The 12,887-nt window shown below is 46.9% G+C and carries 11 protein-coding genes; 4 read left to right on the forward strand and 7 right to left on the reverse strand.

Features of this window, described 5'->3' with window-relative positions:
* The 6 genes from AB4Z17_RS26590 to AB4Z17_RS26615 form a co-directional block, all read right to left on the reverse strand.
* Positions 1–939: ABC transporter substrate-binding protein (locus tag AB4Z17_RS26590; protein ID WP_441963146.1), on the reverse strand; the 939-nt coding region annotated here is incomplete at its 3' end.
* Positions 940–1,009: 70 nt separating this feature from the next.
* Positions 1,010–2,038, reverse strand: a complete 1,029-nt coding sequence (gene yjfF, locus AB4Z17_RS26595) for a galactofuranose ABC transporter, permease protein YjfF (RefSeq protein WP_076266740.1) — start codon at positions 2,036–2,038, stop codon at positions 1,010–1,012.
* Positions 2,038–3,045 carry an ABC transporter permease gene (locus tag AB4Z17_RS26600; protein ID WP_441963148.1) on the reverse strand — a complete coding sequence of 336 codons (1,008 nt, stop codon included), beginning with the start codon at positions 3,043–3,045 and terminating at the stop codon, positions 2,038–2,040. The genes yjfF and AB4Z17_RS26600 overlap by 1 nt, the downstream gene beginning before the upstream one ends.
* On the reverse strand, positions 3,017–4,552 hold the full coding sequence (locus tag AB4Z17_RS26605) for a sugar ABC transporter ATP-binding protein (RefSeq protein WP_441963150.1): 1,536 nt from the start codon (positions 4,550–4,552) through the stop codon (positions 3,017–3,019). Before AB4Z17_RS26605 ends, AB4Z17_RS26600 begins: the two co-directional genes overlap by 29 nt.
* A gap of 165 nt (positions 4,553–4,717) precedes the next feature.
* On the reverse strand, positions 4,718–5,770 hold the full coding sequence (locus AB4Z17_RS26610; RefSeq protein WP_441963152.1) for a Gfo/Idh/MocA family protein: 1,053 nt from the start codon (positions 5,768–5,770) through the stop codon (positions 4,718–4,720).
* A gap of 32 nt (positions 5,771–5,802) precedes the next feature.
* The gene (locus AB4Z17_RS26615) at positions 5,803–6,690 is read right to left on the reverse strand and encodes a sugar phosphate isomerase/epimerase family protein (RefSeq protein ID WP_441963154.1); all 888 of its coding nucleotides are present in this window, start codon (positions 6,688–6,690) and stop codon (positions 5,803–5,805) included.
* A gap of 126 nt (positions 6,691–6,816) precedes the next feature.
* On the opposite strand from AB4Z17_RS26615, the gene AB4Z17_RS26620 reads away from it, so the two are divergent.
* Positions 6,817–7,707, forward strand: a complete 891-nt coding sequence (locus AB4Z17_RS26620; protein WP_441911019.1) for an AraC family transcriptional regulator — start codon at positions 6,817–6,819, stop codon at positions 7,705–7,707.
* Positions 7,708–7,783: 76 nt separating this feature from the next.
* Positions 7,784–8,701 (forward strand): DUF4358 domain-containing protein, encoded by a 918-nt coding sequence (locus tag AB4Z17_RS26625; protein WP_441963156.1) that lies wholly within the window; start codon positions 7,784–7,786, stop codon positions 8,699–8,701.
* An 869-nt stretch (positions 8,702–9,570) separates the two neighbouring features.
* Here the strand turns inward: AB4Z17_RS26625 and AB4Z17_RS26630 are convergent.
* Entirely contained in the window at positions 9,571–11,457 is a 1,887-nt protein-coding gene (locus AB4Z17_RS26630; RefSeq protein ID WP_441963158.1) for a beta-L-arabinofuranosidase domain-containing protein, read from the reverse strand.
* 190 nt (positions 11,458–11,647) lie between these two features.
* On the opposite strand from AB4Z17_RS26630, the gene AB4Z17_RS26635 reads away from it, so the two are divergent.
* Together AB4Z17_RS26635 and AB4Z17_RS26640 are read left to right on the forward strand one after the other, a co-directional pair.
* Positions 11,648–12,505: a helix-turn-helix transcriptional regulator gene (locus AB4Z17_RS26635; RefSeq protein ID WP_441963160.1), complete on the forward strand. Its 858-nt coding sequence runs from the start codon at positions 11,648–11,650 to the stop codon at positions 12,503–12,505.
* 74 nt (positions 12,506–12,579) lie between these two features.
* Positions 12,580–12,887 (forward strand): GNAT family N-acetyltransferase (locus AB4Z17_RS26640; RefSeq protein WP_441963162.1); only part of this gene is annotated, 308 nt, incomplete at its 3' end.

The following is a 12,887-nucleotide window of genomic DNA, read 5'->3' on the forward strand; positions in this document are numbered from 1 at the left end:
CAGCTTCAGCTGTGGTCCCAGCAATGGATTACATTCTACAGTAACATTCATTTTACCTTCTGCAATCGCTTCAAAAGCTGCTTTAATGCCGTCAACGCCGATAATTTTAATATCTGTACCTGGCTTCAAGCCCGCTTCTTCAATCGCTTGAATCGCGCCTAGCGCCATGTCGTCATTATGTGCGTAGACAACTTGGATGTTTTTATCCTTTTTCAAATAAGCTTCCATGACCTCTTTGCCTTTGGCGCGAGTGAAATCGCCTGTTTGGGAATAAACGATTTTGTAGCCGGCTTCGCCAGCAATCGCATCCTCGAATCCTTTTTTACGGTCATTCGCTGCGCTTGCACCTACTGTGCCTTCCAATTGAACGATGTTGACCTGAGCGCCAGCGCCAAACTCATCGATCATCCATTTCGCTGCGTTTTGACCCTCGAGAATAAAGTCGGAACCGATAAACGATACATACAAGTCTTCATTGCCTTTTGTAATGCCGCGGTCTAGCAAAAACACTGGAATATTCGCATCTTTAGCTTCCTTCAATACCGTTTCCCAGCCTGATTCTACGACTGGCGCAAGTCCAATGGCATCTACTTTTTGGGCGATAAACGTACGGATCGCTTTAATTTGGTTTTCTTGCTTTTGCTGCGCGTCAGAGAATTTCAGCTCGAAGTTAGGATCTTCGCTAAATGTTGCTTTAACCGAATCGGTCTCAGCATCGCGCCAGCCGCTTTCCGCGCCGATTTGTGCGAATCCTACAACCAGCTTCTTGTTCGCTTCCGGTGGTGCTTCCGTTGCCGCATTCTCTGTTGGCTTGTTTGTTGCATTTCCGTTTGTTGGTTTGTTGCCCCCATTATTGCTGTTGTTGCCACAACCGGCAATCAAGCCTACCAGCATAATCGCAGCTAGCATCGTGACGATAAACGGTTTCTTTCTGTTCATTCTTATTTCCTCCCTATCGAACTTGTATTGGCTACACTCTCAATATACAAATGTTGCAAATGCTCTGTATTTACAAATTAACGACTTTATTTTCAAATTTCGGTTTATTTTTGGAAGCTGGCAAAGCGTTTTTTTCTTTTCTCATCACAATAATTCGCTGAAAAGCCATGAAAAGAAACAATAAAAATCCAATAGTRATCTTGGTCCACCAAGAGCTGAGCGTTCCTTGAAACATAATGATCGTTTGTATAATACCTGTACAAAGCACGCCGAGCGTTGGCCCGATCAAATAACCAAATCCGCCAGTGAGCAAAATACCGCCAATAACGCACGACGCAATGGCATCCATTTCCATACCCATCAAATGCAGCGAATAGCCCGACAGCATATAGAGTGTAAACACGATGCCCCCAATAGCAGAAAACAAACCGCTTAAGGTGTATACAAGAATCGTCGTTCGCGCAACTGGCAGCCCCATCAAAACAGCGGACTTTTCACTGCCGCCAATCGCATACACCGCCCTGCCAAAGGAGGAATACCGCCCGATCAGGAGAGCAGCGATAACAACGGCAATCGCAATGACGACACTAATCGTTATAAAATGATCGCCCCACAAATAAATTTTGTATTGGGAGAGCTTCACATAAACCGAATTGCTAATAACGATACTCTCCGTGCTGATGAGAAAGCTGATCCCTCTAGCGAGGAACATTCCCGCCAGCGTGACAATCCAAGGATGCAGCTGAAAGCGCTGAATTAAATACCCTTGTCCTGCCCCAAACAGCGTACCAATGACGAGAGCAACGATCGTTACAACAAGTGCGTTTGCCCCATGCTGGAACAACGATGCCGACACCATGCTGATCAGCGCAACGACCGAAGCTACGGATAAATCGATGCCGCCTTTAATAATGACGAATGCCATGCCTGTGGCCACAATAATGAGATAGGCATTGTCTATAAATAGATTCAAAAATACTTGCATGGAGAAAAAGCCCTTGTAAAGCGCAGCACCTGATCCGTACAAAATAAACAAAAGAAGCAGCGTAGCCAAAACAATAATATTGTTATGGCTAATTTTCAGAGAAATCAGCTTCATTATGCCGCCACCTTCTTTTTCACCAATTTGAATGACTGCCGGAATAAGTCGGATTGAATCAAGCAGACGATAATAACAACAACCGCTTTAACGAGCAAAATGCTGGAAGGCTCGACACCCAAAGAATAAATCGTCGTCGTTAAGCTTTGGATGAACAAGGCTCCGAAGATCGTTCCGCCAAGGTAGAAGCGTCCGCCGCGCATCGAGGTTCCGCCAATTACGACAGCTAAAATAGCATCCAGCTCTATCCACAGTCCGGCATTGTTCGCATCGGCACTTGCTACATTTGCGCTAATAATAATGCCGGCAATACCTGCGCAAATGCCCGTAATCGTATATGCGGTCATGAAGATTACTTTAGGACGTATACCCGCATAGCTGCTCGCTGTCTTATTGCCGCCGGCAGCCTCTAGAAAAAGCCCGAACGCGGTACGCGTTTTGAATAGATATACGAGTAAAAATACAGCCATCGCAATGAACAGCGGAAATGGCAGCCCTAGCAAATGCCCTTTTCCAATAAACTGATACGCCTTATCGTTAGTCGTAAGCACTTGCCCGCTCGTAATTAGTTGAGCGATTCCTCGGCCAATCGTCAGCAAAATTAAGGTAGCCACCATCGGCTGAATGCCAATCATCGCAACGAGCATCCCATTCCATAAGCCGCATAATAATCCTGCAAATACCCCCGCTAGAATAACAAGCCAAAGTGGATAACCATCGAGCATAAATACAGCGATAGCCCCCGAAATAGCGAGAACTGATCCTACGGATATATCAATTCCCTCTTTAGCAATGACTAGAGTCATGCCAATAGCAATAATGATGAGCGGCGATCCATTTTTCAAAATATCAATCAAATTGCCGAATAAATGGCCGTCCTTCCATTCCATTCGAAAAAAATCAGGAATGACGATCAAATTGAAAAGAAACAATACAGCGAGTGCCAGAATCGGCCAAATGATTTTCTGCTTGCTTAAACTACGCGCCAATCCCATCAGACCCGCCATACATTTCCGCTCCCTTCGCAATCATTTCCATAATAATGTTCTCGCGCATGTTTGCGCCGGCGACCTCGCCGATCTTAATCCGATCGCGTAAAACGATAATCCGGTTGCAGCATTGAACAATTTCCTCTAGCTCCGCCGATATGATGAGGATCGATATGCCTGTTGCCGCCAAATCAAGAATGAGCTTGCGGATTTCCATCTTGGAACCCACATCGATTCCGCGTGTCGGCTCATCCAGAATAAGCAGCTTCGGCTGCGTAGCAAGCCACCTCGCCAAAATAACCTTTTGCTGATTTCCGCCGCTTAGATTTTCAATCTTCTGCTCCGCGCTTGGGGTTTTGATCTTTAGCAAATCAATGTAATGATTAGCGATTTCCTTCTGCTTGCGCAGCGGTATGAATGAGAAGAGGCCTTTACGGGCTTGCAGCGCCAAGACGATATTTTCACGAATGGTAAGCTCTCCTATAATGCCTGCTACTTTGCGATCCTCTGGCGTGAATCCAAGCCCTTTCTGAATAGCTTTCTGCGGGTACATGGAAGAAATAAGCTCGCCGTCAATGGTCAAGCTGCCTTCATCCGCTTTGTCGATGCCAAAGATGAGCTTAGCGATTTCTGTTCGGCCTGAGCCAAGAAGTCCTGCAAGACCAAGCACCTCCCCTTTCCCGATCTGAAGATCGATAGGATTAATGCTGCCTCGTTTGCCAAGCGAGCTGGCCTCCAAAAAGTTTTCGCCAGCCGTTCGCTCAACTGCCTTTTTCCCTGTTGCTTCTTCTACGCTCCATTCCCTGCCGATCATATGGGACACAAGCTCTGTTTTGGTCAGATCCTTCGTTAAATATTCGCCGATGAGCATCCCATTGCGCAGCACCGTAATTCGGTCGGTTACTTCATAGACCTGATCTAGGAAATGAGTAACAAATACGATGCCCATGCCCTCTTGCTTTAGAATGCGCATAACCTTGAACAGCTGTTTAACCTCATTCGCGTCAAGGCTTGACGTAGGCTCATCCAATATCAGAATACCGTTTGAAATATCCACAGCTCTCGCAATGGCTACCATTTGCTGAATAGCGACCGAATAATGCGATAAGGTTTGCTTAACATCAATCGCAAGGTCTAGACGCTCCAGCAGCCGCTCGCTGCCTTGGTACATTTTGTCCCAGTCTATTAATCCGCGTTTTCTGGGATGACGACCAATATAAATGTTCTCAGCCACGCTAAGATTTGGGCATAAATTGACCTCTTGGTATACCGTACTTATGCCAAGCCGCTGTGCTTCCAGCGGAGATTTTGGAGCTATCGTCCTGCCAGCAAGCAGCACCTCTCCAGCCTCCCATTTGTGCACGCCGGTCGCTACTTTAATCAACGTCGATTTTCCTGCGCCGTTCTCTCCCATGAGCGCCTGGATCTCGCCCTTCCTGAGACCAAAATCAACATTTGAAAGCGCCTTGACGCCAGGAAACGATTTGCTAATTCCTTTCATTTGAAGCACATAATCGGTACCCATGGTCCTTCACCTCTTTCCGTTTTCACCTCCAATTGTAGAAAAAACGACCATCGTTCGTATTTAGAAATATAGGTCTTTTTTTAATGAATTCGGACATTTGTGCAAAACAAAAGAGCGACCCCGCAGCTGTGTCAGCTCGAAGTCACTCTTTTGTTCACCTATGATTTATTTGCCTGCCGCTGCTTCCATAAAGCCAGCAATTTGTACCTTTTGGCCGGTTTTTGCACTCTCAAGTGAGGCCAGAACCATCGCCATACTATAAATATTGTCGCTGCAATCCGTTTCCGGCTTGCTGCCTGCCTCAAGCGAAGCGAACATATTGTCCAAGCAGCCTTTATGATGCGTATTTTCCATTTCAGGAAGCTGGGATTCTACTCGTTTATAGTCGCGTATGAATTTCCCGCTCTGATCGCCGCTAACCACGATCTCGGCATATGGGTTGTTATCTCCTTCCCAAATCGCTGTACCATGCTCGCCAGTTACTCTCCAAGAAGACTCCCATGTTGTGGACGCCCCCTCCGCGCACCAAGATCCGCGATAATTAAATACGGAGCCGTCGGACATCTCAAAGATACAGATCGCATTGGCATTGCCTGCATACCAAGAGCCTGGAGGATTAAATTCATGACAATAGACAGAAACAGGATCAGCACCAATAATAAATCTCGCCTGATCGAAGGTATGAATCGCCATATCCAGCAGCAATGGGCTGTCCATCGCATCGCGGAACCCGCCAAAATGCGCGCCTAGAAAAAAGTCTGCGCCTACAAAACCTGGTTTGCCGATCGTGCCCTCCTCGAGCAATTGTCGAAAAGCACGAATGCGCGGATCAAATCTGCGATTTTGCATAACGGCATGCGTCCTGTCCGATTCGCTAGCAATACGTACGATTGCATTGCAGTCTGCCATCGATTCTGCAAGCGGCTTTTCTCCGAAGACATGGCAGCCCATCTCTAGAGCCGTCGTGCTGATTGTATAATGGCTTGCAGGAATGGTCACATCGAATACGATGGTAGCATCTGTCTCCGCGATCGCTTTTTTGATGTCGGTAAAGGTTGGACAATGAAGCCCCTTGCGTTCAGCCATCGCTTGCGCAAACTCTTCCTTAATATCAACAAGCCCGACAATTTCAGTGTCTTCCCGTTCTTTGGCGTAGTCTACCCAAGTGTTCGCCATGCCTCCGCAGCCGGCAATAACGACACGATGCTTAATCGACATTATATTCTCTCCTTTTTGAACTCTATTATTTTCTATACCGGATTAGGAACAAAATCGCCGCCGCGGCAGTTTTTCAAATAATTAAGCGCATGTACTTGTCCTGTCATTTCCAGCTCGTCCTTGTAAACAGGATCATGCCAGCCCTCAATATCAATTGTGCCTTTATAATCGTTCTGTCTCAAAATCGTAATAATATCTTTCCAGTTGGTATCGCCAAAACCAGGTGTACGGTGCCATACATACTGCTGCTTGCTGTGTACTCCGTGCTCCTTCACGATATCCCAAGCAATCGTTGCATCTTTCCCATGCACATGGAACACCTTATTCGCCCATTTGCGCAGCTGCGGAATCGGATCGATTAAGCTGACCATTTGGTGGCATGGCTCCCATTCCAATCCGATGTTGTCCAGCGGCACCGCGTTAAACATAAGTTCCCAGGCTGCCGGGTTATGGGCAATATTCCAATCGCCTGTCGCCCATGTTCCGCCCATATCGCAGTTTTCAAAAGCAATTCGTACACCTTTATCCGCTGCTCTGCGTGTGAGCTCCCCGAATACTTCCTTGAATTTCGGAATGGACTCGTCAATCGGTTGATTCGTCAATCGGCCTGTGAACCCAGATACAATATCAGCTCCAAACAGATGAGCATGATCAATCAGACGCTCCCAGCTCGCAAGCGTATCTGCGTTGTTTCCTTCTCCCGTTAGCGGGTTCCCGAAAACGCTTACAGCTGGAACCACAAAGTCATGTTCATCGGCAAGCGCTCTTACCCGTTTAGCCATCTCCACAAGATCTGTTTCACCAGTCGTTTGCCAGAAAGTTAAGTTGAACGATTCAAATCCGTGCTTTACGATTTGTGGAATGATCTGATCCGCATTCCCTCCGCCGACAAGCGTTCCAATTCTCAATTTGTTATTCATCCTTGTATATCACTCCAATATTGGCTTATAGTATTCTCAACAACTTCATTATAACTAGGAGTTTTGTATATTTCTCTATACAATCTTGCGCAATACTAGTCGAATCTTGTGTTGGAGGTGACGTAGATGAGCTATCCGAAAGAGCTATGGGAAAATACGCGTCTAGAGCAAAAAGCGTATCCATTTCAGCTCTTCCAAAACCGTGCCTATAATGTAACGCCAAATGAATGTTTCCTTTATTTACACTGGCATGAGCATTTTGAAATTATCATCATGAGAGAAGGCAGTGCTCTCTTCCATATCGACAGCCGTCCATTTGTCGTCAAGCCAGGAGAAGTGCTGCTCATCCCAGGCGGCGGGCTTCATGTCGGCTATGCACTGGGTTACGGCAATATTTATTATGATTGTATCGTCTTCAACGCTTCCCTCTTCAATGATTGGGTGCATGATCCGCTGCATGCGCAGTTTGTTGCGCCTTACTTGGAGGGTAGGCTTCGTTATCCCGTAAAGCCGGCCGAGCAGGATGAGTCCTGTCTTCAGCATTACTCGCTGCTGGAAGAAGCAATTACCGAGCTGATTGCCAAGCCGCCAGCCTATCAGCTTATCGTCAAATCAAAGCTGTATGCTCTATTTACGCTTCTTTCCCGCACTTTCATCGAGCGTCAGCTGGTAGGCATGCCGGCGGAACCATACTTTGTCAATCGGGACCGCTTCAAGCTGCTCATTTCGCGTATTGAATCTGATTTTCGCGAAAAAATGTCGATTGAGCAGGCCGCCAAGCAAGTCAGCCTCAATCCCTACCATTTTTGCAAGCTGTTCAAAAAGCTGACAGGACGCACCTTCGTCGAATATGTCAATGTCAATCGCATGAACGAAGCCGAGCGGCTGCTGCGCGAAAGCAATGATACGATTACTGAAATTGCAGCAAAGGTAGGCTGTGAGAATCCGAACTATTTTACGAAACTATACAAGCAGTACAAAGGAATGACCCCCTCGCAGGCACGAAAGCTGCAATAGCGGCAGATGAGCGTACAGCAACCTTTTGGCCTTTGCCTGCGTCTTACTTACAACGATGATTAAAGGAGATAATTGGATGTTTATGCTTAAAACGAAATACTTCTCTGTCATATCCATAGTTATTCTCATAACAGTCATTTCAGCTGCCTGCAGCAGCGCCGGCAAACCATTGAATAACGAAGAGAGCAGCACTTCAGAATCAGGTGGAGYCATTGCAACGGACAAGCCTACCGAGGCACCACTTCCTACTGCAACTGAGGACATAACGACTGAAGCGCCGACAGCTACCACATCTCCAAAGGATGCTATAGAGACGGCCACACCTGCACCAACTAAACAACCAGCAAAAACTGATGAACCTGCTGCGACTGCGAAACCAACGAAGAAACCTGCAACCTCAGCTAAACCTTTGCCAACCATAAAGCCGACCAAGAAACCAGCCTCTCCAGTACAGACTGAGAAGCCAAACACTGAGACACCAACCGAGAAGCCGATCATTAAACCAACGGTTACACCGAAGCCATCCACCCTGCCGATTGCTACGCCGTCTCCTACACCGAAGCCGACGACGAAACCAGATCCAGGCAATCCATCTGGTGCGGTCACCGTTGCTGATATCGCAGCCAAAATAAAAGCCGATGCAGGGCTTGGGTCGCTTTCGGAAGTTGAAGGCGAACGAATAAAAGACAGCTATGGCATAGACCCGGAAACGATGCTGATTGACGGCATTTTCTATCAACCGATGATAATGATTCAAGCTGGAGAGTTTTCCGTCGTTCAGCTCAAGTCAGAGAAAGACTTTTCCGACATTGAAGCTCTGTTCAAGAAACGTGCCGAGGCTGTGCAAAAAGTATTCGAAACCTATGTACAAGATCAATACGAACAGGCTTTAAACTATCAGATTCTGCGCAATGGAGATTTTGTTCTCTTCTCGATCACGCCTGACCAGAAAAAAACAGCTGAACTTTTCAATGCGTTTTTCAAGAAAAAATAATAAGGCAAAAAAGTCCGAAATTAAATAAATCATGAAAGAATGGCGACACAGGCAAAATTCCTGTGCTGTCATTCTTCTTTTTTTGTCTATGGATGGGATGCTAGCGGCAGAGGTGAAAATGGAGATGTAAGAACACATAGGTTCTTACATCGTGTGAAACGGCTTAGTTTGTTGTCTATAAGCGCATATATGCGCTTATTGCGTTGCTGCCGCTTATGAGCGAAGAGGAAATCGAGCTGTAAGAACACATAGGTTCTTACAGCGTGAGAAAAGGCTTGGTTTGTTGTCTATAAGCGTATATATGCGCTTATTGCGTTACTTCGGCGTATGAGCGAAGAGGGAATGGAGCTGTAAGAACACATAGGTTCTTACATCGTGAGAAAAGGCTTGGTTTGTTGTCTATAAGCGTATATATGCGCTTATTGAGCTGCTGCGGCGTATAAGCGAACAGGAAATCGAGCTGTAAGAACGCATAGGTTCTTACAGCTCAAGAAAAGGCTTGGTTTGTTGCCAATAAGCGCATATATGCCCTTATTGCGTTGCTGCGGAGTATAAGCGAACAGGAAATCGAGCTGTAAGAACGCATAGGTTCTTACAGCTCAAGAAAAGGCTTGGTTTGTTGTCAATAAGCTCATATATGCGCTTATTGAGCTGCTGCGGCGTATAAGCGAACAGGAAACGGCGCTGTAAGAACCCATAGGTTCTTACAGCCCAAGAAAAGGCTTAGTTTGTTGTCTATAAGCGCATATATGCGCTTACAACGTTGCTGCGGCGTATGAGCCACGAGGAAACGTTTACTTCATAGAATTTACCATGTGGGAATATGATCGCGAAAACGGCTTGTTAGACACTGCCTTTTTTTCATACTCTTAACTCCGAATAACCGGCTTTCGCTCTCCAAGCAGCGGGAATTCACCGATTCGCAGCTTCGCGCTACCATACGGGACTAGCTCCAGCTCAGTCACCGGCTGACCCTCTGTATCCGGATTAAGAGGCGGAGTACCCGCATTGTTGCCTTCCATCCGCCATTCTGCAACAAGCTTGCCGCTTGCTTTCAAGCGGATTGGCGCAGCAGCCGCATCAAACGGCTGATAGGGAATCGCATCTTCGCTCACCATTACCTCAAAGCTCGTATCCGCAAGCAGGCCATATTTCCATGGAGAACCCGGGTATATTTCCCAGTCATGAAACCGTTCACGCAGCCTAAGCAGCTGCCAGTTTTCCACCAGCGGCAGAGCGTAGACTAAAGGTCCACGTTCTACGCTTACTGCGTACAAATTGCGCGAAACGGTACGAACCTCCATAGGCAGCTTCAGCAGCAGCTTGTCACCGTCTTGCCATTCCCGTTCAATTCGCGCGTAACCTTTTACTGGGTTTAAAACAATAGTTTCACCGTTCACAAGCAGGCTCGAATTGACGGACCATTCCGGCACACGCAGCGAAATAGCAAAAGTAGCGGAACGTTCAAGCACTAGCTCTATCGTCACTTCATCGCGGAACGGATATTGTCCGCTTACTCGCACCTCAGCTGCAACGCCGTCTGCAACTGACGTTTGGACATGGCATGGAGCATACGATACCGCTGCCAAACCTCCGGCTGCATCCGTCATCCACAGGTGAGAAGCAAACTTCGGCCATCCCTGATGCATATTTGATGTGCAGCAGCCAAAATTAGGCTCTAAGCCAAATAAATTGGCATCTGGCCCATTGCTCCAATTTCTAGGCGCTACATTGCAAACAATTTGATTCACCTGCTGATCATATTGATGCGCGCTCCAATCCTTGGAAATCGTTGCTGGCAGCGCATTGAACGCCACCTTCTCCAAAATATCACCGAATCGCCCTTCGCCAAAAATCCGAGTAAGCTGCTCCATCGAATACATATACTCAACGACTGCGCAAAGCTCAACCCCTTGGCTCGGATGTGTACCCGACAGCCATTCGTCGCCGGAGAACATGCCATGCGCTTGCCCATGATGAGTCATCAAGCTGTCTATGCCGCGATGAACCGCATCACGCTGAACACTCTCACCATACAACTCATATAAAATGCCTGGCATCTTAATCCCCATCGCCACATTGACAACATGTGTCCGAAAATCCCATTGCTCCACTTTTCTCCAGAACGGGAAGTCATGGAAAATATCTGTCCAATCCAGTGTTTGACTGGCAACGATATCAGCCAGCTTGAGCAGCTCCGCATCTTCCGTCTTCTTAAATAACCATAAAATACATAACAGCATTTCGGAGCCACGAGACTTCGCCCAGCCGCGCAAAGGCTGCTCCTCAATAATCGAGCTTACATAACTGAAAAATTTGCTAAGGAATGGAACGATTCGTTCATCGCTCGTTGCCTCCTCATATTGCATCATCACCTTAAGCATAATCATGAAATGCCACCAGTCCTGCTTCTTATCCAGGTCATTATTAACCGTCGTAATATGTGCAGGCCCAAAAAAACCATTCTCCTGCTGGCTGGCGAGCGACCATTCTATCCAACGGTTCGCTTTCGCGATCAGCTTCTCATCGCCCAGTGTATATGCAAGCGGCAGCAGCCCGTCCAAATAATAGGGACCGCGCTCCCAGCTCTCGCCTTCCCCTCCTATCCAACCATTGTTCGGGCCTACATCCGCCCAATGCTCCTCCAGATGACCCGTAAGTCCATCCGCTTGTATTCGAAGCTGATTATACAGCCAGCCTTCCGCCTTAATGCTGCCAAGCGGCAGCGCCCCAAATGCTTCATGTAATTGTCCCATGCTTCTGTACCACTCCTTCATGCCATGATGAATGCATACCGAATATACCATGCGGGACTTGCCCGATTGGATAGCTGATCTCAACTACTTTTTATCCAATCACAACATCTTTGTTTTATCGTATCTTTACTCAAACTGCAATCATCGCGTATGATTATCCCGTAATGACTAAGCAAGGAGTGAAGCCTGAATGTTACAATTCATTTGTCCCCCCATGCCTCATTTCATTCATGGCGGCGAGGACACTTATCCTATACTTGGCAGACATGCTGATCGCTCAAACATTGGCGTTTTCGATCTTATATACGTAACACGCGGTAGTTTATATATGGAGGAAGAAGGACAGGAGTTCRATATTTCGGCAGGCCATTATGCTATTTTTCGACCTGACCGTTCTCATCGAACGACTATGCCCTGCACCGAGGAAACCCATTTTTATTGGCTGCACTTTCAAACGGTCGGTGATTGGAGTGAATCACATGAACGGCTGCCATTCTCCATTTCACAGGAGGGGCAGCCCTTTGCTCCGATCGAGTATTTCCCTTTCCAGCTTCCAAAGCAGAAGCGTCTGCTTGTCCCTCATGCCATTGAAGAGAAAATACGCGAGCTGCTGAAACTGCAGGAGCAGCCCTCTGCCCAATCGCGGTGGACCCAGCAGCAAATTTTTCACATCCTCCTCCAGCTGCTTCAGGATCAAAATCAATCGGCGGTGGATAGTCCTTATTTGCAAATTGCCGAAGCAACCGCTCTGTTCCTCCGGCGCAGCTATCAAGACCCGCTTAGTTATAAGAAAATGGCAGAGGAGCTGCATTTTCACCCCAATTATATTGCGATTTGCATGAAAAAAACATTTGGGTGTACTCCCCTTGAGTACGTCACGCGCCACCGTATTGAGCAAGCGAAGCGGCTGCTTATCCACACGAATGAACCTATCGGCAAAATAGCTGAAGAAACAGGCTTCGGCTCCTTTCCTTATTTTGTTCGCTGCTTCACGAAACACACAAGTACGAAACCAAAAGCCTTTCGAATGCTGTATCGCTCTAAATAACCAATAAAAAAACCTTGCAACTTCCATTTTTTTCTTTATACTTAATTAAAATTTACAATTTGGAGGTGCATGCTATGACTGTATTTCATACCGACAGATTAATACTCAGACCATTTGAGGCTGGAGATGCCGAGGAACTACAGCAGCTAATAAACGATTTTGACGTTGCAAGCACCACTCTAAATATTCCTTATCCTTATCCAGAAGGCGGAGCTGCTGCCTTTATTGCCCGTCGCGCTGAGATTGATCAAGAAGGGACAGGCTACACATTTGCTCTGATCGATAAAGGAAACCATACGTTTATGGGAAGCATCGGCATGACAATAAATAATAATCATAAAAGAGCTGAGCTTGGTTATTGGTTAGGCAAACGGTACTGGAA

This window comes from Paenibacillus sp. TAF43_2 (genome assembly GCF_052113545.1).
In the GTDB taxonomy this organism is placed as follows: Bacteria; Bacillota; Bacilli; order Paenibacillales; family Paenibacillaceae; genus Pristimantibacillus.